At 69.4% G+C, this 22,727-nt stretch carries 22 protein-coding genes; 14 read left to right on the top strand and 8 right to left on the bottom strand.

Features of this window, described 5'->3' with window-relative positions:
• Position 1: 1 nt before the first annotated feature.
• The 4 genes from KEG57_RS55445 to KEG57_RS04475 are packed head-to-tail and all read right to left on the bottom strand — an operon-like array spanning position 2 to position 4,519.
• Positions 2-1,060, bottom strand: a complete 1,059-nt coding sequence (locus KEG57_RS55445) for a LysM peptidoglycan-binding domain-containing protein (protein ID WP_272417818.1) — start codon at positions 1,058-1,060, stop codon at positions 2-4.
• A 40-nt stretch (positions 1,061-1,100) separates the two neighbouring features.
• Positions 1,101-1,427, bottom strand: coding sequence for a tellurite resistance TerB family protein (locus tag KEG57_RS04485; RefSeq protein ID WP_272417819.1), 327 nt, complete (start codon positions 1,425-1,427; stop codon positions 1,101-1,103).
• Between the two features lie 22 nt (positions 1,428-1,449).
• Positions 1,450-2,898 (bottom strand): ArnT family glycosyltransferase, encoded by a 1,449-nt coding sequence (locus KEG57_RS04480; protein ID WP_272417820.1) that lies wholly within the window; start codon positions 2,896-2,898, stop codon positions 1,450-1,452.
• Positions 2,891-4,519: a helix-turn-helix domain-containing protein gene (locus KEG57_RS04475; protein ID WP_272417821.1), complete on the bottom strand. Its 1,629-nt coding sequence runs from the start codon at positions 4,517-4,519 to the stop codon at positions 2,891-2,893. The genes KEG57_RS04480 and KEG57_RS04475 overlap by 8 nt, the downstream gene beginning before the upstream one ends.
• A 93-nt stretch (positions 4,520-4,612) precedes the next feature.
• Between KEG57_RS04475 and KEG57_RS04470 the strand changes: the two genes are divergently transcribed.
• The 4 genes from KEG57_RS04470 to KEG57_RS04455 are packed head-to-tail and all read left to right on the top strand — an operon-like array spanning position 4,613 to position 7,628.
• Entirely contained in the window at positions 4,613-5,158 is a 546-nt protein-coding gene (locus KEG57_RS04470) for a hypothetical protein (protein WP_272417822.1), read from the top strand.
• A 55-nt stretch (positions 5,159-5,213) separates the two neighbouring features.
• Positions 5,214-6,437: a DUF1015 domain-containing protein gene (locus KEG57_RS04465; protein ID WP_272417823.1), complete on the top strand. Its 1,224-nt coding sequence runs from the start codon at positions 5,214-5,216 to the stop codon at positions 6,435-6,437.
• A gap of 58 nt (positions 6,438-6,495) precedes the next feature.
• Complete coding sequence (locus tag KEG57_RS04460) at positions 6,496-7,083, top strand: hypothetical protein (RefSeq protein WP_272417824.1); 588 nt, start codon at positions 6,496-6,498, stop codon at positions 7,081-7,083.
• Between the two features lie 11 nt (positions 7,084-7,094).
• The gene (locus tag KEG57_RS04455; RefSeq protein WP_272458169.1) at positions 7,095-7,628 is read left to right on the top strand and encodes a hypothetical protein; all 534 of its coding nucleotides are present in this window, start codon (positions 7,095-7,097) and stop codon (positions 7,626-7,628) included.
• Positions 7,629-7,660: 32 nt separating this feature from the next.
• Here KEG57_RS04455 and KEG57_RS04450 read toward each other — a convergent pair whose 3' ends face one another.
• Both KEG57_RS04450 and KEG57_RS04445 read right to left on the bottom strand, forming a co-directional pair.
• Entirely contained in the window at positions 7,661-8,572 is a 912-nt protein-coding gene (locus tag KEG57_RS04450) for a hypothetical protein (RefSeq protein ID WP_272417826.1), read from the bottom strand.
• Between the two features lie 32 nt (positions 8,573-8,604).
• Complete coding sequence (locus KEG57_RS04445; protein ID WP_272417827.1) at positions 8,605-9,948, bottom strand: hypothetical protein; 1,344 nt, start codon at positions 9,946-9,948, stop codon at positions 8,605-8,607.
• Positions 9,949-10,044: 96 nt separating this feature from the next.
• Between KEG57_RS04445 and KEG57_RS04440 the strand changes: the two genes are divergently transcribed.
• The 9 genes from KEG57_RS04440 (at position 10,045) to KEG57_RS04400 (ending at position 18,904) form a co-directional block, all read left to right on the top strand.
• Complete coding sequence (locus tag KEG57_RS04440; RefSeq protein ID WP_272417828.1) at positions 10,045-10,800, top strand: hypothetical protein; 756 nt, start codon at positions 10,045-10,047, stop codon at positions 10,798-10,800.
• A gap of 277 nt (positions 10,801-11,077) precedes the next feature.
• Entirely contained in the window at positions 11,078-12,025 is a 948-nt protein-coding gene (gluQRS, locus tag KEG57_RS04435; protein WP_272458168.1) for a tRNA glutamyl-Q(34) synthetase GluQRS, read from the top strand.
• Positions 12,026-12,037: 12 nt separating this feature from the next.
• Positions 12,038-13,000 (top strand): serine/threonine-protein kinase, encoded by a 963-nt coding sequence (locus KEG57_RS04430; protein WP_272458167.1) that lies wholly within the window; start codon positions 12,038-12,040, stop codon positions 12,998-13,000.
• Between the two features lie 140 nt (positions 13,001-13,140).
• Positions 13,141-14,451, top strand: coding sequence for a polynucleotide adenylyltransferase PcnB (gene pcnB, locus KEG57_RS04425; RefSeq protein ID WP_272458166.1), 1,311 nt, complete (start codon positions 13,141-13,143; stop codon positions 14,449-14,451).
• 61 nt (positions 14,452-14,512) lie between these two features.
• Entirely contained in the window at positions 14,513-14,959 is a 447-nt protein-coding gene (locus KEG57_RS04420; protein WP_272458165.1) for a nuclear transport factor 2 family protein, read from the top strand.
• 61 nt (positions 14,960-15,020) lie between these two features.
• Positions 15,021-16,667, top strand: coding sequence for a transglutaminase domain-containing protein (locus KEG57_RS04415; protein WP_272417833.1), 1,647 nt, complete (start codon positions 15,021-15,023; stop codon positions 16,665-16,667).
• Positions 16,643-17,101: an NUDIX hydrolase gene (locus KEG57_RS04410; RefSeq protein WP_308215608.1), complete on the top strand. Its 459-nt coding sequence runs from the start codon at positions 16,643-16,645 to the stop codon at positions 17,099-17,101. The genes KEG57_RS04415 and KEG57_RS04410 overlap by 25 nt, the downstream gene beginning before the upstream one ends.
• A gap of 176 nt (positions 17,102-17,277) precedes the next feature.
• A complete protein-coding gene (locus KEG57_RS04405) occupies positions 17,278-17,427 on the top strand; it encodes a hypothetical protein (protein ID WP_153823572.1) in 150 nt (49 codons plus the stop codon).
• Positions 17,428-17,710: 283 nt separating this feature from the next.
• Positions 17,711-18,904, top strand: a complete 1,194-nt coding sequence (locus KEG57_RS04400) for an RCC1 domain-containing protein (RefSeq protein ID WP_272458164.1) — start codon at positions 17,711-17,713, stop codon at positions 18,902-18,904.
• Here KEG57_RS04400 and KEG57_RS04395 read toward each other — a convergent pair.
• On the bottom strand, positions 18,891-21,149 hold the full coding sequence (locus tag KEG57_RS04395; RefSeq protein WP_272458163.1) for a carboxypeptidase-like regulatory domain-containing protein: 2,259 nt from the start codon (positions 21,147-21,149) through the stop codon (positions 18,891-18,893). The genes KEG57_RS04400 and KEG57_RS04395 overlap by 14 nt on opposite strands.
• A gap of 64 nt (positions 21,150-21,213) precedes the next feature.
• Here KEG57_RS04395 and otsB point away from each other — a divergent pair, with 64 nt between their 5' ends.
• Entirely contained in the window at positions 21,214-22,020 is an 807-nt protein-coding gene (gene otsB / locus KEG57_RS04390) for a trehalose-phosphatase (protein WP_272417837.1), read from the top strand.
• On the opposite strand, the gene KEG57_RS04385 is transcribed toward otsB, so the two are convergent.
• On the bottom strand, positions 21,998-22,567 hold the full coding sequence (locus KEG57_RS04385) for a TlpA family protein disulfide reductase (protein WP_272417838.1): 570 nt from the start codon (positions 22,565-22,567) through the stop codon (positions 21,998-22,000). The genes otsB and KEG57_RS04385 overlap by 23 nt on opposite strands.
• Positions 22,568-22,727 lie beyond the last annotated feature (160 nt).

Genomic DNA, 22,727 nt, shown 5'->3' with positions numbered 1-22,727 from the left:
CCTACCGACCTCCCACGGGCGAGCGGCGCGGCGCGCTGGGGGGCGTGGACGAGGCTGCGGACGCGGATGCTGGGGCGGACGGGATCACGGCGGCGGGCGGAGCCGCGGCGCCGAGGGTGCTCGCGTTCGTGCAGGCACGCACGATCTTCGGGGAGAGCTCGATCGGGTCGAGGACGAGCGCGGGATCGGCCTCGCGCCAGGCGAGGCAGGACGTCTCGGCGAGGCCCTGGGCGTCGAGCGCGACGTAGGCTTCGACGAGGCGCTGGTGGATCTGGGCGAGCTGCGTGCGCGAGAGCTCGCCGGAGCCGAGCATGCGGCTCGCGCGGGCGACGGCGTCGACGTAGCGGCCGCTCCGCACGTCGGCGGCGAGCTGTGGCAGCTCGGTCTCGGCGCGACGCTGGGCTTCGCGGGCGCGGCCTGCGCCTTCCGAGCGGACGAGCGCGCCGGCGCTCGCGGCGAGGGCTTTTCCTTCGGTCGTGAGCTCGAGCTCGGTGAGCGGCACGAGCACCACGTCGCCGCGCTGCAGCGACTCGCCGCCGAGGCGGTTGTACCGATCGAGCATCCACGCCTTGTCGCGCTGGCCGAGGAAACGGTAGGCGACGGTCAGCGTCGAGTCGCCCGGGCCGGCGACGTAGCGCAGGTTGTAGGGGACGCGGATCTCCTGGCCTTCGGTGGGCTGGATCCAGGGCTTGGCTTCGTTCGCGAAGGCGAGGACGTCGCTGCGCTCGGGGTGGCCGAGCAGCGTGTCGGCGAGCGAGGTCCAGGTCTCGCCGGCGGTGACGCGGTGGTGCCCGACCGACGGGATCTCCAGGCGCATGCCGGGCACGATCGACAGGCCTCTGCCCGCGTCGAGGGAGTTTGCCGCGACGAGGATCTGCTCCATCTCGACGCGGCCGTACACGCGCTCGGCGATCTGCGCGAGCGTCTCACCGGAGCGGACGACGTGCGGGAACGCGCCGGCGGGCCTTGCAGGGGTGATCGTGAGGGCGAGCGCGGTCGCCACGCACGCGAGGGTGATCCCCCACGGCCCGTGCCGGCGACCGAGACCTTGGCGAAGCACGCCCCGAGCGTACCAGACGGACGCTGGGGGTGGCGAACGGTTACGCTAGCAACTGCTCGAGAAGCTCGAAGCTCTCCGCCTCTTCCGGGTCCACGTTCCCGTCCGCCTTGATGATCCGGCGTGCGGCGTCGAGCACCATCTTCCGGTGCGCGGCCGGGATCGTGGCCGGGTCGACCTCCTCGGCGCGCGGCGGCACCTGCAGCCAGCCCTCGACTTGCTTTGCCTCGTCGGGATCGAGCTGGAACTCCTTGACCATCTTGTGGACGAGGGCGCGCTCCTTGGGCTTGACCTCGAGGTCCGCCCAGGCGAACGAGCACACGAACCGCATCACCTGAAGACGATCCTCGTGGCTCAGGTTCTTCAACATGACGGTACTCTATCAGACCTGGTCAGGACGGTGGGGGAACGTCTGCGGCTGCTCGTGAGGGAGCGGCGAGCGCTCCGGACGGCCGCAACGCGAGGGCCGCGAGCAAGCAGAGGACCGGCGTGATCACCACGTGATAGCGGTCTTCGCCGAAGAAGATCGCGTGCGTGAGCGCCACGGTGGCGACGGCGAAGACCAGGTAACCGACGGCCGCGTTGCGGGCCGGCGCGCCCGGGAGCGGCAGGGCGCCGAAGAGCACGATCAGCACGGCGAGCGGCCAGAACGGATGCGCGTCGGAGAGGATGCCGTGGAGCACGACGCCCAGGACCGCGAGGAGCGCCGCGATCTGCGTGAGGCGCGCGCGGAGCGGCAAACGTCCGAGCGGGGAGGCGACGAGTCCCAGCGCGGCGAGCGCGAGCAGCGCGACGTGCACCGTGGTGAGCACGGCGCGGCCTGTGGCTTTGCGCGGCTCGGGCCAGGCCGCGGGGTTCGCTTCGCCGAGGTAGCCCATCGGGAACGATTCGTGATCGAAGGTGTGGCTGAGCTTCTTCGGGACGAGCGAGAGCCAGCGGATCGGGTCGTTCGTGATCCAGCGCAGGCCCTCGTCGCGCCAGCATTGATCCTGCTGCACCTGGCCCGTGACGACCTTGCAGCCGTCGCTCGCGCGCAGCGTTTCGAAGCGGCCCGTGGCGCGCGGGGAGGCGCCGATCGCGAGGTTCCACCCGGCGTTCGTCGACACGAACGCGCAGCCGTCCATCACGCGGCAGTTGCGCGCGGTCCACGGCAGGACGACGAGCACGGCCGTCGCGAGCGCGATTCCGGCCGTGACGAGCCCCTTCTTCAGCTTCGTGCGCAGCGTGCCGTCGCCCAGCGTGAACAAGCCGAGCGCAGGCGCGCAGAGCAGGCTCTGCGGCCGCACCAGCGTGGCGAGGCCGAGCGTGAGGCCCGCGAGCAGCGCGCCGCGCATTGGCTTGGTCTTCGCGTCCCGCGCGACGAGCCACCCCGCCGCGACGAGGCCGAGCGCGGCGAGCGGCTCGGTCATCACGAGCGCGGCGTAGACGATGAGGCCGGGATCGAGCGCGCAGAGAAGGCCCGCGGCGCGGGCGCGGTTCTTCGTCGTCGCGTACCTCGCGAGCCTGTGTACGAGCACCACGACGAGCGCGCCCGTGACGGCGTTGACGACGGGCGCGGTCATGGGGCCCGCGCCGAAGAGCCGATAGAAGATCGCGAGGAAGCCGCTGTAGCCGACGGGGTAGTGGCACCAGGGATGCCAGACGCGCTGACCGCCCACGACGACGTCGTCGGAGTAGCCAAAACCCTCGGCGATGCGGCGCGCGCCGAAGTCGTAGTAGTGCCCGTCCCACACGGGCTCGCGGGCCCAGGCGATGGCGACGTAGAGGCGCAGGAGGAGCGCCAGCACGAAGAGGGCGGCCGAAAAGAGCCGATCCCGTCCTTCGTCCGAAGGCTTATCCACTGCCCCTCGCGCGCCCAAGGGAGATATCCCGCAGCCTTCGCGTGTACGTCTTCGCGACCTGCGCCGGGTCGAGCTTCAAGAACTTCGCGACCTGCTGCACGAAGCCCTGCACGTACACGAGCGCGGGCAGGTCCCCGAACGACTCGTTCTCGATCGCGTTGAGGTGCGCGACGTTGATCTTCGTGCGCTGCGCGATCTCGGTGATCTCGATCCCCTGCGACTCGCGCACCTTGCGCAGGAGCGCGCCCGTGAACTGCGTCTCGGCGTTGATCTCGCGCGCGAGCTCGGCCTGCAGCATGGCGAGCTCGGCTACCTGCGCCGCGTTGCTGCTGCGCTGCGGCACGACCGTCGCGGGCGTGTCGTCCGGGAACGTGGAGAGGTCGTAGGCGCGGCGGCGCACGGGATCGAGCAGGGTGTCGTGCGCTTCTTCGATGCGCGCTTGCACCTTTTGCAAGACCTCGGGCGCGACGACGGAGCAGAGCGGCAAGCTGCCCTCGCGGAAGATCTCCCGCTGGCGCTTCACTGCACGGCGGATCTCGTCGTCAGCGCCGGTGCGTGGCACGCCGAGCACCTCGTAGAGCGTGGCAGGCAGGGCGCCGGCACGTTGGGCGACCGGCGCGCGGGCCGGGAGCGCGCCGCCGCGGGTGCTCTGCGCGGCGAGCAGCGCGAGGATGCGGCGCGCGACGCGCTCGATGTTGCGCGCGCTCTTCGACGTGGGGCTGTCGATGAGGAGCGGCTGCCTGCGCCGCACCGTCAGCCACACGGCGTCGTCGTGCTCGATGTGGCCGAGGTAGTCGAGCGAGATGCCGAGGAAACGCTCGGCGATGACGTGCATGCTCATGCCGAGGTCGAGGTCGGAGCGCAGGCGTGTCTGGCCGACGACGAGGTGCGCGGCGACGCTCAGCATCTCCTCGGCCGCGACCTTGGCCACGCCGTCGTCGTAGCGCTTGATCTCGGCGACGATCGCCGGCGGCGGGGCGAGCGGTGGGAGCGCCGCGATCACGCGCTCGACGAGGCGCAGCTTGAAGCGCTCCTTCGTGAGCGCGCGCCGGAGCACGCGCAGGTAGAGCGCGCGGCAGAAGCGGTAGGTCGTCTCGATCGCGAGCGGCTCGGGCGCCGTCACGCAGATCCCGACGTCGGCCTGGAGGAAGAGATCCAGCGTGGAGGCCGTCGTCGAGGCGCCGAGGTTCAGGAGGACGTAGTCGACGTCGAGCTTCTCGATCTGCCTCGCCCAGTGCGATCCGCGGTTCGGGCGGATCGGTGTCGCGGTCATCGGATCGTAGGCCGTGGGCAAGAGGCGCAGCCCCGGGACGATCGTGCTCACGGGCTTGGCCTTGCCTTCTTCGAGGGCCTCGCTCGTCACGAGCGGCGGCGTCTCCAGGCCGAGCACGCCGTGCAGGTTCGAACCGAACGGATCGGTGTCGCAGACGACGACCTCGCGGCCGAGCTGGGCGAAGTAGACGCCGAGGTTCACGGTGAGCAGCGTCTTGCCGACGCCGCCGCGCCCGCCTCCGACGGCGATGACACGTCGCGTCCGGGCGCCCGAGGCCGACTCGATCATGGGCGGCGGCGGGATCGTGGGTGTCAGCCGCTCGTTGTCGTCGTCTCCGGGCACGGGCACGGCGGGACGTGTACCACAGGATCCGACCGATCGGCTCCGAGCGCTTGACCGGGGCGCGCTCGCGGGCCGACACTCTCGGGCAAGGGGGCGGCCATGTCGACGCCGGACTCGGAGATCGATCGAGCCTACGCGGCCGCGCGGTTCGCGGAGATGTCCGATGAACAGCTGAGAGCGGTCGTCGGCCCCGCGCGAGAGGACTACACCGAAGAGGCCCGGGCGCTCGCCGCCGCGGAGCTGCAAAAGCGAGGCGCGCGCGTCGATCGGAAGAAGCTCTCGATCGCGCGTCGGGTGCAAGAGGACCCGCGCCTCGGATTCTCGTGGTTGAACTACTACCCGGCGCTGCTCGGCATGAGCGGCGTGGGGACCGCGTTCATCGCTGCCCAGACCTTCTGGGAGGGGCGGAGCAGCCTCATAGCGTTCCTCGTCACCGCGTTGCAGTGCTCGTTCGTGGTGACGGTCGCCGTCTTGCTCTCGCGGCGGCGCGCGTTCGGCTACTACCTCCACTGGGTCCTGCCCGTCGCGGCGATCTTCCTCCACTACGCGCCGTTCGCGCTGCTCTGGGTCGTCGGCAACCAGGTGTACCTGTACCGGCACCGGCGTGTCTTCCTCTCGACCGAAGAGCCCGTCCGCCCTCGTTGAGGGCCTGCGCGCCGCCCATCTCGACACGACGCCCGAACCGGGTTAACCGCCTCGCATGGCCAAAGTCCGCCCCTTCCGCGCCTTCCGCCCCCCGCCCGCCTTGGCCCTCGAGGTTGCGAGCCCGCCGTATGACGTCATCTCCACGGCCGAGGCCCGCAAGCTCGCCGAGGGCAACCCGGCGAGCTTCCTGCACGTCTCCCGGCCCGAGATCGACCTCCCCGAGGGCACGGACGAGCACGACGATGCGGTCTACGCCATGGGCGCGAAGAACCTGGCGAAGCTCATCGCCGAGGGCGCGCTCACCCAGGACCCCGAGCCGCACCTCTACCTCTACGCGCAATCCATGGGCGACCACCGGCAGATCGGCGTCGTCGGCTGCGCGGCCGTGTCCGAGTACCTCGCCGGCGCGATCAAGAAGCACGAGAAAACCCGGGCCGACAAGGAAGACGACCGCACGCGCCACATCGAAGAGCTCGCCGCGCATGACGAGCCTGTCTTCCTCACGTACCGCAAGGACCCGACGATCGACGCGCTCGTCCGGGCCTCGACCGAGGCGCCGCCGATCTACGACTTCACCACGAAGGACGGTGTCGGCCATCGCTTCTGGGTGCTTGGCCGCGACGCCACGCGCGCGCTCGAAGAGCGCTTCGAGGACGTCGCGTGTCTCTACGTGGCCGACGGCCATCACCGCAGCGCCGCCGCGGCGCGCGTGCACCAGATCTTCCGCGGCGACGGCCGCGAGCACGACATCTTCCTCGCGGTCGTCTTCCCGCACGACCAGATGAAGATCATGCCGTACAACCGCGTCGTGCGGGACCTCGAAGGCCGCTCGCCCGAGGCGATCCTCGAGCGCCTCGCGTCGGTCATGCAGGTCGAGCCGCGCCCCGACGGCCTTGCCGCGACCCCGCCCGAGCCGCGCACCTTCGGCGCGTACCTCGCGGGCAAGTGGTACCTCCTGCGCGCCCCGCAGGATCCTGCGCGGGACCAGGATCCGGTCGCCTCGCTCGACTGCTCGATCGCGCAGGACCTCCTCCTCGGCCCGATCTTCGGCGTGAAGGACCCGCGCCGGGACAAGCATGTCGACTTCGTGGGCGGCATCCGCGGCTACGGCGAGCTCGAGCGGCGCGTCGACGCGGGGGAGTTCACGCTGGGCCTCCACCTCTATCCGACGCAGATCGAGCAGCTCTTCGCGGTGAGCGACGCGGGCCTGCTCATGCCGCCGAAGAGCACGTGGTTCGAGCCGAAGCTCCGGAGCGGCTTGTTCGTGCACACCTTCTGATGCGCCTGGCTGCTTGCCGAGCGGCCTTCCACGTGGAAACGAGACGCTAACCTCGCCGATGCCCCTCACGCGCCGCCAAGCCCTCGCCTCCGGCCTCGCCCTCTTCACGCTCGGCGGCGCTGGCTACGTCTTCTGGTCGGCGTCTCGTTTCCCGCCGGATACCACGCCCGAGGGCGCCTACCTGCGGGTTGCGTTCAACCTCTCGCAGGGCGACGCGCGCACCTGCTTCCATTACCTCGAAGACTCCGCGCAGCACGCTGCCTACAGCATCCGCGATTATCGCAAGAAGGCGAGCGACCGCATCACGCAGGCCTACCCCGAGCCCGAGCGCACGCGCCTGCTCGACGCGTACCGGACGCACGCGACGGCCGAGGACGGGGCGGACGTGTGGGTGGATCTGGCGACGAAAAAAGGATTCGTGACGCGGCTGCGGCGGGATCTGTCGGGAATGGCGAAGGTCGAAATCGTGGGCGAGCGGGCGACGGTGGAGACGGCGCGCGGGACGCGGTACGGGTTTCGGCGGCGCGAGAATGGGATCTGGGGGCTCACGTTGTTCACGGCGGACCTCGTGGCCGAGTCGGAGCGGGCGGCGCGGGATTGGGACATCGTCGAGCGCGCGGCGAAGGATTACGAGCGGGGTCGGTAGGAGCGATTTCGATGGCGGACGACGACGATCTCCAGCAACGGCTCGACGCGCTCACGGTCTCCGAGATGCGCCGTCGTGTCGACCTCGTGGTGGCTTTCCTGCGCGAGCAACGCCGCGCCCTCGCGGTGGAGGTGGGCATGACGCTCGAGGACGCCCCTGGGCCGAGGCCCGCCGTCGACCATGAGCAGGGCCAGCGGCACCTGCAGGAGCTGGTGGAGATGCTCCCGCTCCTTCGGAGGCGACTCACGCCGGAGGAGCGCGCGCGGATCAAGCCCATGAGCGAAGCGCGAGCGGAGCAGATGAAAGAAGTCCTCGACGAGCTCGCCTCGCAGCCGGAGCTCTTCGATTCCCTGATGGAGGAGGGGGGAATCGATGTCCGGCACGCGGACATCGTGCGGATGCGCGAGGGCGTCGAAAAGATGGAGATGCTCAAGGACATCGAGCGCGAGGTTCGGCTCCTCGTGGAGGAGCTCACCGCGTACCGGGAGCGCCTCGAGGAGAGCGTCGCGGAGATGATGAAGAAGGCGGGCGGGCCTTCGAATTGAGGGGCAGTCCGCTCGACAGCCGATTGAAAACGTCACTCCTCCTCGACGACGCGGATGGGGATCCACTGGAACCCGGTCACGCCCGCGTCGCGGAAGATGCGCCAGACCTTGGGGGTGACGAGGAAAAAGGGTTGCCCCAGTACGGCCGTTTTCAGATCGCCGTTCCACTGAACGTGACCGAAGCGCTCCCACATCCGGTTGACGTCCTGGGCCCCGACGAGGTCCTGGGCGCGGTAGGCGACACGCAGGGGCCCCGGGCTTGACCTTTCCAGCTTGCTACGCCCGCAGGTTTTGCACGCCCGGTCCCAGGAGACCCCTGTCGAGCGTGGGGACATCGGTGGCAACGTGTGCGACGCCCACATCTGCCGCCAGGGCAGCTTGGTCTGGCGCTTATCCTTCTGCAGGACGTACACGCTCCGGAACGAGAGCCCCGAGAGGCCTGTGCCTTCGAGGACCTCGGCCAGCCGCTCGTTCACCAGGATCTCCTCGTTGCTGGCGACGGCGGGAGACTTCTCAAGTTTTCCGATCTCCTCGGGGTATGCGCCATCGATCACGAACGCCGAGGTTTGCCGCATCCCCGCGCCGCACGCCGGGCACGCGCTCGACAGGTCGTAATCCGTTCCGAACCTCGGGCCCCCGTTGACGTCGATCTCGATGAGCGGGCGCGCGAGGATCAAGCGCGCAGCGTCGAAATCCTCGTCCGTGTACTCATCCCAGCGCTCCTCGCTCCAGTCTACTTTGTAGGCGAGAAGGAGCTTTTGCAGGAGCGCCAGACGAGGATCGTCGACGTTGAGGGTGACGTAGACGAATACCGAGAGCCTTCCCTGCCATTCGATGTCGCTCACGCGAGCGACGTCGGGCCCGCAGCCTGCAGGTTCCAGGACGATCTGCTCTCGTCCTGGGACCTCCGTGCCGTGAAAAAAAAGCTGTACCTTGGTTTTCATTCCTTGTCCTTCACGGTCCACGGGTGCCTTGCTCACTCCCCGAAGTAGTGCGTGATAGCCTTGAGCCATGCAGGGTTGGCCTTGTAGACCTTCTTGTATGCTTCCCACAGTTTTGGGAGCTCCCGCTCACCGATGCCTTTCGTAGCCTGTGCCAATTCGGTCGTGAACCTCTGATGCACCTCCTTCGAAAGGATCACGCACGGCCCATCCAGGGGATCGAGGCCCGCCTTGATCATCCTCGCCGTCTCGTAGACGTGATGCGCTTGCCAATCCCGTCCATACTTCTTCGTGAAGTGCTGCAGCACGCGATACGGCCCGATCACCTCCGCCTTGGCAAGAGCCTCCGTCAGCTCCTCTCCAAACTCCTCCGCCAGGTACTTCGCCGCGTCCTCCGATAGCTCACCCACGTCCTTGATGACGACCTTCTCCCCGCGTGCCAAGGCCTCCGACGTCGCCTTCATGAACTTGTTGCCGAGCGCCATCGCGACCGGGGAAAACATCACCGCCGCGGCCGCCGCCTGGAGCCTCGGGTCGTTCGGCCCGTCGGCGTTCATCCCGCCGACGATCCCGTATTCCTTTCCGTCGGGCCGATGGAGGTCCTCGTTCATTTGCAGGTTGAAGATCGCCCCCGCGATCACCACCTGCTCCAGGAGCGCCCCGGCCCGCGTCTTCTGCTTCCGCGCCGGGCAGCCCTCCTTCGTCTGCTCGCACGACGTGACGTTCAAAGGCTTCCGGTCCTCCGTCTCCACGAGCAGCGGCAGCGCGCCGCCTCGATCCACGAGCCCGTGCTCCTTGTCGGCCCACTTCGCCTCTCGTCGCGGGAGGATCGGTTCGCTCGACAAGACGCCTTCCCGCGGCAAGACCGGATCCTGTCGCTTCTCCGGGGCCGAAGCACGCGGAGGCGGCGGGCCCTCCTTCGGCTGCGGGAGGCGATGCTCCTCGACGCGCTTCTCGACGCTGCCCTCGTCGTCCCCGCCTTTGCGTTCCTCGTCGCCGCCGCGCTTGCCAGGCGCTTTGCTCGCGCTCCCGTCCTCCGCTTTCTTCTCTTCTTTTGGTGGCTCCTTCGCCGGCGCCGGTTTCGGCGGCGGCGGCGGGCATTTCAGCGCGTTGTACGGGATGGGCAGGACCCGGACGCTCTCTGGCGGGGCATGAGCGTCGTATATAAAAACGGCGCGCCCCTCGACCCTCCGCGCGAACTCCATCCGGCTGCGCGTGGTCCACACCTTCGCCGACCCCTGCTCATAGGCCCACTGGGTCATGCCGGGCGGGACGTCCGGCGGCTTGACGCAGACGCGGAACTCCAGCGCATGCGCAGGCGAGGCGAAGAAGAGAAGGGGCAGTGCCAGCAGGGACGAGGTGAAGACGCCACGGCGCATGGGACTTCCCGCGCCGATGCTACCGCCGTTTCGAACGCAACTGGAAGCCCTCTTGCCTTGCCGTTGTACCCCATGATACCGTCCCGGCCATTCTCCATGGCCCTCAAAAACCTCCAAACCGAAGAAATGCTCCAGGTCTCCGCCACCTGGGTCGACCCCCAATCCCTCGCCCGCGCGGCCATTCTCGGAAACCCCGATCTCTCCGCCAAGCTCTCCCGTATCGACGAGATTCATTCCATCCTCGCCGCCGCGGCGCAGCCCTCCAAGAATCCGCGGCTCGACGAGATCAGCGCCGAGCAGGCCAAGATCGACGTCCGGCACGATTCGATCATCCGCGGCATCTTCGGGTTCCTCACCGCGACCGCCGAGCTCCTCGGGGGCGAGACCGGGGCTGACCTCATCCAGCTCCGCGATCTCCTCATCCCCGACGGCCTCCCCAGCGTGCAAAAGACCTATCGCGCGCAAGCCGGCCAGGCGCAGCAGCTCGAAGGCCGCCTCACGCCCGCGATCAAGGCGCGCACGAATGTCATTTTTATTGGCCAGGGGCCCGCGCAGACATCCCTGACGGAGTACCTCGACGAGTGGATTGCCCTCGGCAAGCAGCTCGGCGAGCGCGAGGACGAAAGGGGCCGCCTCCTCGCCGAGCAATCCGAGCTCGCCTCCGGGATGTCGCTCGTCAAGGCTCGCAATCGGTGGATCCGGGTCGTCAATGCCTTCGTCGCCGACGGCGAGCTCGCCGAGCTCGCGCCCGCCACGGAGGCGCTCGTCTTCGGGCCGCTCCGTGACGCGGAGAAGAAGGCCGACGCGCGTGCGAGGAGCGCCTTCGCCGCGAGCGTCCCCGCGAAGGCCTAGTCGAACCACTTCGAACCGCCGCCGACCCGGCTTTCAGGTGGTTCGAAACCACCTCGAACCGCCGCCGACCCGGCTTTCAGGTGGTTCGAAACCACCTCGAACCGCCGCCGACCCGGCTTTCATGTGGTTCGAAACCACTTCGAGCCGCCGCCGACCTGGCTCGCCGGTGGTTCGAAACCACCTCGAACCGCCGCCGACCCGGCTCGCCGGTGGTTCGAAACCATTTCGACCCCTCGACGACCCGCCTCGCGGGTGGTTCAGTCCCTCTCGTCCCACCATGCCCGCCTACCGCGGCCGATTCGCCCCATCCCCCACCGGCGCGCTCCACCTTGGCAGCGCCGCCGCTGCGATCTTCTGCGCCGCCGCCGCCCAGCAAGCAGGCGGCACCCTCGTCCTCCGCATGGAAGACATCGACCGTCCGCGCGTCGTCCCCGGCGCGGCCGAGGCCATCCTCGACGACCTCGCGTGGTTGGGTCTGCGCTGGGACGAATCTCCTCTGCGCGGCCCCTTCGCGCCCTACGTCCAATCCGAGCGCCTCGCCCTCTACGAAGCCGCCCTCGACGACCTCGCCGCGCGTGGACTCGTCTACTACTGCGACTGCTCCCGCGCCGAGATCGCCCGCGTCGCCAGCGCGCCGCACGCTGGCGAGGAAGGCCCGCGGTATCCCGGCACGTGCAGGCCCTTCGGCATGCAGAAGCGTGACTTTCGTCGCCCGCCCGCCGTTCGCCTCGCCGTGCCCGACGACGACCGCGCGATCGTCACCGTCCACGACCGCGTGCTCGGCACGTACACCGAGCACGTCAGCGTGGTGACGGGCGACTTCGTCCTTCGTCGTGGCGACGGCGTCTTCGCGTATCAGCTCGCCGTCGTCGTCGACGACCTCCACATGCAGATCACCGACGTCGTGCGCGGCGGCGACCTGGCGAGCTCCTCCGCGCGCCAGATCCTCCTCGGAACACTCCTCGGCGGCGCGCCGCCCACCTTCGCGCACGTCCCCTTGCTCGTCGCCGACGACGGCAGCCGCCTCGCCAAGCGCGACAAGCTCATGGCGCTCCGTGATCACCGCGCCGCGGGAAGCGACCCGCGCGCGCTCGTGCGCGCCATCGCCCACGCGTACGGACACGACCTCGGCGACACCGATGCGCCGCTCGAAGCCCTCGCCGAGACGCTCGACTGGTCTCGCTTGCCGCGTGAACCCGTGCGCGTGTCGGCGATCGTGCGGTAGGATGGATTGCCGATGCACCGCGAGAGCTCCGCCACGTCCGATGCGCTCATCGGAGCCGTCATCGACAAGCGCTTCCGCGTCGTCCAGTACCTCGGCAGCGGCGGCGTGGGTCACGTCTACGTCGCCGAAGGACTCGTGCGTGGCGCGCGCAACGGTCCTCGCGTCACGGTGAAGGTGCTCCGCCCCGAGCACCAGTCGAACGACATGCTCCGCGCGCGCTTCCACCGCGAGGTCGCCGCCGCGACACGCATCTCCGATCCACGCGTCCTCCAGATTCACGACTTCGGCACCTTGCCGAGCGACTTGCCCTACTTCGTCGCCGAGCTCCTCGTCGGCCTCGACCTCGCCGACACGCTCTCCTACGCGGGCACTCTCTCTCCCATCCGCGCCACACGCATCGCCCTCGATACCGCCTTCGCTCTCGCCGCCGCGCACACGTCGGGCGTCGTGCATCGCGACGTCAAACCGGAGAACATCTTCCTCGTGCACGCGCCGGACGGCCGCGAGCTCGTCAAGCTGCTCGACTTCGGCTTCGCCTGGATCGATGGCGATCCGGGCGGCCCGGGGTTTGGGGCGCAGGGCGCCGAAGGCGACCCGAAGCCCCAAGCGTCGAAGGACTCCTTCCGCCTCACCACGCGACGCGGCGCCGTGGGCACGCCCGAGTACATGCCGTCGGAGCAAGCCGCGGGTGAGCTCGCGCAGCCGACCGCCGACATCTACGCGCTCGGCGTCGTGCTCTTCGAGATGCTCGTGGGCCGACCGCCCTTCACAGGACCGCCCGCGGTCGTCGCCGAGAAACACGCGACCGAGCGTCCGCCGCAGCTCCGCGCGATGAACGCCGCGCTCGAAGCCTCCACCGCGCTCGAAGCCGTCGTCGTCCGCTCGCTCGAAAAAGACCCGGGACGCCGCTACGGCTCGGCCGCCGCCATGGCCGAGGCCCTGCGCGACACCCCCGAGGGACGGGCTTTGCGGTAAGATTTTACACTATCCTGCGCTGGACGTTTGCCCCCGGGGCCGTCCCCTGCTAGACGCCCTGAATCCTCTCGAAGGGCGGCCCAGGCCGTGCAAAGCGCTCGGACGAGCCGAGCAACACTCCCACGAGCCGCATGGAAGCCATGGGGCGAACGACCCCCTCTCCTCTGAATCCCCTCCCCGATTTCGCCGAGGCCGACATCGAGCCGAGCTACACCATCGGCCCGGCGCCGCTCCCGCCGTCCGAACCTGCGCGTCGTTACGACGTTTCCTTCGAGGAAGCGCGTATCGACCCGGACGTGCAGAAGGTGCTCCGGCGCCTGACGCGGCACGGCCACGAGGCGTACCTCGTCGGCGGCTGCGTCCGTGACCTCCTGCTCGATCGGAGCCCCAAGGACTTCGACGTCGCGACGAGCGCGCGGCCCGAGGAGGTGCGCGAGCTCTTCCGCAACTCCCGCATCATCGGCCGTCGCTTCCGCCTCGTGCACGTGCTCTTCCAGGGCGGCAAGGTCATCGAGGTCGCCACGTTCCGTCGCAACCCCAAGGACGACGCGGACGAGTCGACGGAGCTGCTCATCCGCAGCGACAACGCGTTCGGCGTGGCCAGCGAAGACGCCATGCGGCGCGACTTCACCATGAACGCGCTGTTCTACGACATCGACGCGCGTCAAATCCTCGACTGGGTGGGCGGCATGGCCGACGTCGAGCGCCGCGTGGTGCACACGATCGGCGACCCCGAGACGCGGTTCCGCGAAGATCCGGTGCGCATCCTGCGCGCGCTCAAGTTCGCAGGCAGGCTCGGCTTCGCGATCACGCCCGACGTCTACGACGCCATCGTCTTCTGCCGCGAGGCCCTCGCGCTCGCGGCGCGCCCGCGGCTCTCGGAGGAGATCCTGCGCCTCTTGCGCGGCGGTCAGGCGCGCCGGACGATCTACCTCGCGTGGGAGACCGGCGTGCTCGACGTGCTCCTGCCCGAGCTCTCCTCGCTGCTCTACGACGAGGAGCGCGAGGACGGCCCAGGCGCGCGGCAGTGGCGCTTGCTCGAGTACATCGATCGTCGCACCACGGAGTCGGGCCCGCTCGACGACACCGTCCTCTGGACCTTGCTGCTGCTCGAACCGCTCAAGGAAGCGTGCGACGGCGCGCGTGACCGTGGCGCCGCCGTGGCCGATTTCCTCGACCCGCTCATCGAGCGGCTCGCGCTCTCGCGCAGGTACGCCGACGGCATCCGCCGCATCATCGGCGTCATGCCGCGCCTCTCCACCGGCCGCGCAGGTCGCTTCGCCCGCACCGAGCTCTTCCAGGCAGCCCTCGAGGTCGCCTTCGCCGACCTCACGGCCCGCGGCGAGCCAACGGCCGCGCTCGAACGATTCCGCGGCGCTGCACCCTCGACGTCCCTGCCGCACCACCACCATCGCGAGCGGCCGCATCCGTCGCATCGCGGTCGGCGGTGAGCGCTCGACGCAGTTCGCTCTGATACGCTTCGCGGTGTCCCGCACGACAGGAGGACCCGCGATGAACGACCTTCCCTCGCGCATCGATCGGCTCGAAGCGCTCGAAGCACTCCGCACGCTCAAGGCTCGGTACATCGTCCTCGCCGACCGATGCCTCATCACGCCGAGCGTCGACAACGCCCACGCTCTCGTCGAGCTGTTCACCGACGACGCGACTGCGGACTACGGCCCCTTCGGCAAGTTCTCCGGCAAGGACGGCCTCGTCCGCGCCTTCGCCGAGGTCCTACCCGCGGGCTCGCGCTGGGCCGCCCACTACGCGATGACCCCCATCCTCTCGGTCGACGGCGACACCGCGGAGGGAACGTGGGCGTTCTTCGTGCACAACGTCCCGCGCGAACCGAAGGACGCCGCGCAGCGCACGTATTTCGGCAGCTACGAGGAAAAGTACCGTCGCGTAGGAGGCGTCTGGAAGATCGCCTCGCTCGTCGTCCTCTTTTCCTCTCCCTGACGCGATCACACGCGCCTCGCGTGGAACTTCCGCGCCCGTCGTGGTTCACTAGCGGAACGTCATGCGCGTGGCTCCTTCACCGCTTCCCGCCCGCTCGCGACTGCGCCGCGCCCTCGCGCGCCTTCCGTTCGTGCCCTTCGTCCTCGCCGCGACGATCGCCCTCTCGGGCACGGTCGACGCGCAGAGCACGATCCTGCACGAGTTTCTCCCGCCCGATCCGCAGGAGAACCTCTCGTTCAACACCACGACCATCGACGGTGACTTGCCCGCCGCCGTGCAGACGCCGAGCGGCATCGCCACCGCGCCCGATCCGCGCAGGCCGCCCGACGCGCGCAACCTCTACGGCGGCTCCACCACCGACGACACCCCCGAGTCCACCTACGAGCCCGACCGGGACACGCGCCGCCCCAACGTCGAGAACTACGAAGATCCCTTCACGCCCTCCACCGCGCCCTTCAAGCGCCTGCGCGCGTTCGACGCCGTCCTTGACGACTACACCCTCGCCGTCCGCGACAAGACCCTCCGCCCCGTGCCCATCGGCGGCACGCTCGCGCCCGGCGAGGAGACGTTTTACGGCGACTTCTCCGTCGGTCTCGTCCCCGACCAGCCCGTACGCATCCCGAACGTCGGGCCCGGCACGCGCCTGCTCCGGCTGAGCTCGAACCCCGAGACGCGCATCGAGGTTCTTCGCGACGGCGCCGACAACTGGTTCGTCCGCGGACACGATCGCAAAGAGGTGCGCCTCGTGGTCCAGCTCGGCATCCCGCGCGCCACGTTCGGCAGCGCGTTCGCCGACATCGGCTGGTCCGAGCTCGAGCGTCTCGTTCCGCCGCAGCCCACCACGCACCGCACGGCCTTCGCCCAGGTCGCCGACGCGATCGGCATCTCGCGCGCGATGCGCCCGCGCGACGTGCTCGAGAAGATGGTCGGCTACTTCCGCTCGTTCGAGCCCTCCGACGATCCGCCGCGCGGCCGCGAGGACATCTACCTCGACCTCGCGCTCACGCGAAAAGGCGTCTGCCGGCATCGCTCGTTCGCGTTCCTCGTCACGGCCCTCAACATCGGCCTGCCCGCGCGCATGGTCGTCAACGAGGCGCACGCGTGGGTCGAGGCGTTCGATGGGAACCTCTGGCATCGCATCGACCTCGGCGGCGCCGCGCTGAACATGGAGTCGCAGCAGGACGATCGTCCCGCGCACCAGCCGCCCGCCGATCCGTATGCGTGGCCGGAGAACCAGGACTCCGGGCAGGAGATGGCCGACCGCGCACGGAACAGCAACAGCGGCGGCCAGAGCGGCAACGCGCAGAACGGCGGCACGAACGGCAGCGCGCCTTCGCCGAGCGCGACGACCTCGTCCAGCACGACGCCGCCCGAGCCCGCGCCGAGCGCCTCGGAGCCCGTCGATCCGAATGCGCCGCCCGCGGAGATCACGGTGGGCGAGGTCGGCCGTGACGTGCGTCGAGGTTTGCCGGTGATCCTGCGCGGCGAGGTGAAGAGCGGCGGCAGCGCTTGCCCGAACGTGCGCGTGGATGTGCTTCTGCGCAGCACGAACGCGCCCGAGGGCATCGTCGTCGGCTCGCTCTCCACCGACGATCGGGGCGGGTACAATGGGCCCGTCGTCATTCCGCGCGAGCTCTCGCTCGGCGAGTACGAGCTCGTCCTGCGTACGCCGGGCGGTGCGCGGTGCGGGGCAGGGGAGACGAAGTGAAGGTCCCAGGCGCGCCTTCGAGATTCGTCGAGGGCGCGCCCCGCCTCGCTGTCGGGGCGGCTGTGATCGATCGTGGGGAGGACGAACCGCGCATCCTGCTCGTCCGCCGCGCGCACCCGCCGATGGCGGGGACGTGGTCGCTTCCGGGAGGACGTGTCGAACCGGGCGAGCGGCTGGAGGTCGCGGTCGCTCGGGAGGTCCTGGAGGAGTCGGGGCTCATCGTAAAGGTCGGTCCGCTCGTCGAGGTTGTCGAGGTCGTCGATCCTCCCTACCATTACGTGATTCTCGATTATGCCTGTCTCCGGACGGGGGGCGACCTACAGGCGGGGGATGACGCGAGCGAGGCGATCCTCGCGCGTGTGGACGATCTCGGCCGTCTCGGGGTGACGGAGGCCGTTCGGCGCGTCGTGACCCGGGCGCTCGTCTTGCAATGAGGTCGAATGGCGCGATCGTCCGCGCGCGGTGCCAGAGGCCTGCGCAATGCCCGTGCAAGGGCCGCGCATCGGGAAGCTGGTCCTTCGACTGGGACGGATGAATTGCATGTGAGGGACGTGGGAATCCGCGCGCCACGCCGGGGTTCTGTGGCCCATCGATTGCACCCCTGACCTGCGTGCGCATCCTCGAAGTCGACCCCGGTCGCTGGCGCGTCGAATTCGACAGCGGTCTGGGCCTCGAAGTGGTCCTGCTATTCAGCCGCACCGTGGCCTTCTGGCGATGGGGCGGTGAGCTCTTCGCGGAGGTAAATATCGGCGAGTCATGAAGGCGAGTGGAAATGCAGAGGAGGTCCCCGAAGAGCCTGCCGGATGGCGGGCTCTTCCTGTTTTCGGCGCGGAAGTCAGGTGTGGTAGCCTCCTCGCCCGAAGCCCATGACGAGAGCACGACGAGCGTTTTTACGAGTCACGGGTGCGGCCACGTTTGCCTTGCTCTCCGCGGCTTGTGGGGCGGGCAAGGACGTGGGCGCCGGCCCCGCGGTTCTGGGGCCGCCGCCGAAGATCTCCGCGGGGTATCGGGAGTCGCCGCGCGTCCTGTCGGGCCACCGCTGCTTGCGCCTCGCGGACGGGCGGGTGGCGGTGGCGTCGGTCGGGCGCGGGGGGGATCAGGTGATCCTGCAGGCGAGCTGGACGTCCTCGGAGCCCGTGCTCGATTACCTGTGTCGCCGCGAGGACGTCGTGCTCCTTTTCCGGGATGGCCGCGTGGCGCTTCGCAGCTTCGACGCGCACATCGGCCCCGAGAGGCCTTACAACGACTTCACCGAGGGGGGAGTCGGGTTCGAGGCGAAGGGCGGGACGCGTCTCGCCGAGGTCGTCAGCCGTGATTATGGCCTCGCCTGCGTGACGGGCGACGGCCAGGTGCGTTGTCCGCGGGACATGAAGGCGATTTACGGGGAGCTCGAGGCGTACGGCCCCATCCGGACGATGTACGCACAGGGCCGGGCCGCGCTGCTCGCGGACGGTCGATTCGTCCTCGGAGGGCCCGGACGCCCGGAAAAACAGGTGCTGCTCGACCGGGTGGTCCGGGTGTCGATGGCGGACTTCGGATTCAACAGCCTCGTCGGGTGCCTGGTGCGCGACGACGCGAGCGTGTGGTGCTGGGGTCGGAACGATTTCGGCCAGCTCGGCGACGGCACGCGCGAGAGGCGCGACATGCCCGTGCGGGTGGTCGGATTGCCGCGCGTGGTGGATGTCGCCACGTCCGGCGAGCACGCCTGCGCGATCGACGAGCAGGGCGACGTGTGGTGCTGGGGCCGCTCGAAAGACGGAGAGACGGGCGATGCGGGCAAGAAGGCGACCGCGGACGTCAAGGTTTGCCCCGTCGACGAGAAGGCGACCCAAGAGGCGCGGAAGTGGGCGGAAGAGCATCCCCCGTGCGAGCCGTCCCCGAAAGCGAGCTCGCTCGTCGAGGCGGTCGATCCAAATGTGCCAGTGCGACGACCCGACGACGCGTGCGCGCGGCTTCAATGGAATGCGCGGCGCGCCGGGGAGAGCGTGCAGCCCGTGTACAAGCGCGTCCCAGGTTGCGTGATGCCGGACGACGTCCGCGAGGGTCACCCATTGCCCGTCCGGATCGACGAGGTCGAGGACGCCGTGGCCGTCGAAGCTTCGCCCAGACGGACGTGGGCGGTGCGCCGGGACGGCGTCATCGTGATGTGGGGAGCCGACGCGAAGGTCGGCGGCGGGCCGCGAATGCAGGCCTTTCCCGTGGAGAAGGGCGCGGGGGCTTCTCCTAGTTCGCGCTGACGCTCTCCTTCCGCGTCGCCGCCACCCAATCCAGCGCCTCCCAGCCTCGCTCTTTTGCCATCCCCACCGGCACCGGCCGATACAGCGCCGTCGCTGTCACCGTTACGCTCGGACAACCCGCCGGCAGCACGAACGAATGCTGACTTGTGACAGGCGTGAACGGCGGCAGGCGATTGTCGCTCACCATGTCCACCGCGCGGTAATGCGGGACGAACCGGTTTCCCTCCGCGTCCACGAGCACCCGCGCGAATGCTTGCCCCGCCGCGCCCGCGAGCGCCGCCGCGCCCGATCCGTCCATCACCTCGGCCGCGAGCGTATCCCCGAGGAAGACCCGATCCCCCGGCATCACCTCCGCCACGCCCTCCGTCACGATTTGGCCGTTCGCCGCAGATACGATCTTCCATTCGGCGACCGGCACCCGGATCGGAATTCCCTTTTCCGCCGGGGAGAGCGCCGGATCCGCAAAGATGCCGACGCCCGGATAGTCCAGCCAGTTCCCCGTCTCCCGCACCACCCGCAAAACCTGCCCCGGCTTCGCGTGGGCCGCGCCCTCCGGCCAGGACCATTGCGTCCCCGTGACCGCCACGCCTTGCCCGATCACCCCCTCCGCCCACGCGCCGCCCACGTCCGGCACCGTCGGCCCCGCGCTCGCCACGAGCAGCTCGCCGCAGGCCTCGGCACGGACCACGAGCACGAGTGATCGCATCGGCTCGCCCGTCGGCAATGCGTGCCCGCATCCCTGGTTCGACAGCGTCACTGCCACGTCGACCACGCCTGCCGCCGTCTTCGCCGTCATCCACATTCCGAGCGCCAGATCCAAAAGACGCGGCGTCCCCGTGAGCGGGCCTCGAAATGCGTGGGATCGAATCTGCTCCGGCGGCCGCACGAATCCGAATGTGATGCCTCCGTTCTTCGGGGTCGTCTTGTCCAGCGTGTTCCAGAGCCCCTCGTTCGGCGGCATGTGGCAATGCTGGCAAGGAGCGCCGACTTCGGCCCACGGGCTCGCCGACCACTCCGCGAACGTCGAATGCACGGGCAGGCCACCGGGAAAACGCGCCGGATCGACCGTCTGGCCCGGGAGCAAGGCCGGCTGCGTTTGCTCGTGGCAGCCCGCGCAGAACGTCGCCTCGGAGAATTTCGGCTGATAACTCCCGCCCATGAACTCGTTCGGCACGTCGGGCAGCGGGCCGAACATCACCTGGCGGAGTTTTCCGAGGGGCTCGTCGGACACCTTCTCGCTCGGCCGCTGCATGAGCAGCCGTCCCGCCGTTCCCGGCGGTTTCGTCAGATCGATGTCCCGCACCTTGTGGCACGTGTCGCAATGGTTTCCATTCTCGAACGCGATGCCCGTCGCCTCCAGCAAATCCCGCCCGCCCGCCTTTCCATCGAGCCCCGCCGCGTGGCAATCGGCGCACGCGCCGAACGACGTGGGTTTTTCCGCCGCCGGTAGCGCCGGATCATCGCAGGCGAGCGCGCCCTTCGCGCCGCACCCATTGAGATCCGGCAAGACCCCGCCGCCGAGATAACAACGCGGCCCGGCCTCCATCATCGTGCCCGGCACCCGCCCCGTCCGCCATTCCCCGCCCGCTGCCGCGCACGACGCCGCGTCCGCGTGCGCGCGCGAAGTCCCCGCATAAAGATCCTGCACGAGCGGGTCGCGCGTCGCCTTCGCGTGCGCCGATTGCTGAAATTGCGCCACGAGCGTCGTGTGACAGTGCCCGCAAACCGCCGTCGTCGCGTCGAGGTTCTCGTCCCCCACGCCCGGCGGTCCGAACTTGTAGCCGTCCGCATTGTCGGGCGGCGCCACCTCGTGCAGTACGAGCTCGAGCGGCCCCTCGGGAAGCGCGTCGAGCTCGATCCCGGCGCTCCGGTAGCCCACCTTCGCCGCGACCACCGTGGGCGCGCCCGGGATCGACGCGGAGAGCTCGATCGAAAACGCACCATCGTCGCCCGTCACGAGCGCGGGCGCGCCGCCGCCTTGCATCACGATCGCGCCGGCGAGGGGCGAAGCGCCGTCCGTCACCACGCCCGTCACGGTGAAGACCTCGGGCAACGCGCCTCCCGCGCCCGTCGTCGGACCGACCGACGCCGAAGACGACGACGAGGACGACACGGTCGTCGCCGCGCCGCCCGCGCCGCCTGCACCCGCGGGTGCGTCTTCCCCGCAGCCGGAGAGCATCCTGGTCGTGGCCGCGACCACGATCGAGGCCGCGGCGAGACGCGCGTGTTTCACGGGACCCCTCATGCGCGAACGCTACCACCACGCTCGCTCGTTTGCGCTCGGCGTGCCTTCGGGGGAGGCTCGGGCCATGGATGAGGATGTGCTGATCGCGCGGGCGTCGCGCGCCCCGTCGTTGCTCGTCGCGACGGACTTCGACGGCACGATCGCCGACATCGTGCGCGAGCCGGACAACGCGCGCGGAAGGAACGACGCGTTCGCCGCGCTGTCCAAGCTCGCGTCCATGCCCGCCGTGGACGTGGCCGTCGTCTCGGGGCGCGACATGGAGAGCCTGCGCGCGCGGACGGCCATGCTCGGACGGATCTACCGCATCGCCGAGCACGGGGCCTTCATCGAGGAGCCCGACGGCAGCGTCATCCGATCGGTGCACGGCGTGATGTCACACGAGGTCATCGATCGCGTCGCGCGTCGCGCCGAGGCCATGGCCGCGCGTGTGCCCGGGATGCGCGCGGAGCGCAAGGTGAGGGGCGCGGCCCTGCACGTGCGCGAGGTCGAGCCAGCGTTTCGCGACGCTGCGGCGGAGGTGCTCGCCGCGTTTCGCGAGATCGCCGCGGCCGAGGGGCTCGCGGTGATGGAGGGTCGGCAGGTGGTCGAGGCGCGTGACCCGGCGGCCTCGAAGGAGGACGCGCTGAATCAGCTTCTCTGGGAATTTTCCCAGAAGACGTTCCTGATCTACGCCGGAGACGACACCACCGACGAGGGCGCGATCGCCCTCGCGCGGCAGCATGATGGGGCGGGGATTTACGTGGCCTCGGCGGAGCGGCCGACGCCGAACGTCGAAGCGGACTTGGTGCTGCCCGGCCCACGCGCGTGGGCCGAGCTGCTCGATCGCATCGCGGAGGCCCGCGCCGCGGTCACTGACCGATCAGCGCCTTGATCTCCTCGGCGATCTTCTCTTCTTCGCCCTCGCCGTAGCCGGCGTGCATGTGGCGGATCGTGCCCGTCTTGTCGACGATGAACGCGGTCGGCATCTTGGGCGGGCTGTAGGCCTTCGCGGCGCTCTTGTTCTTGTCCCAGACGATCGAGAACTTCACGCCCGTCGCCTTGACGAACTCCTCGAGCTTGGCCTTGTCCGTGTCCTCCTCGTCGACGCTCACCGCGATGACGCTGAGGTCGCCGCCGAACTGATCGACGAGCTCCTGGTACTTCGGGAACGACTTCTTGCACGGTCCGCAGTACGTCGCCCAGAAGTCGATGATGGTCACCTTGCCGGAGGCTTCCTTCACGCTCTTCGGGCCCTCGCCGGTGACCGCCTCGGCGGTGAACTCGGGCGCCGGCTTCCCGACGAGGTCGCCCTCGGCGCCTCCGGTCTCTGCACCGCCACCCGACGCGGCGCCGCCGCCGCACGCGGCGAGGGTGAGCGAGAGGGCCGCGCCCATGACGAGCGCGCTGAGGGTGCGGACAATCGACGATCTCGAGCTCATTCAGGTCTCCTGGTTTTGCTAAGACGGCGCTCTTTGCGCTCGGAAACTGCGGCTTCGGGCCTCGATCGCACGATCACGATCGGGGGCGAACCGCGCGCACGGCGCGAGCTTACCTCAGCCCAAACCCACCCAGTCGACTTTGTGACGAACCAAGGGCACC

The organism is Polyangium jinanense (assembly GCF_028435365.1).
This window is presented reverse-complemented; position numbering and strand designations above follow the sequence as displayed.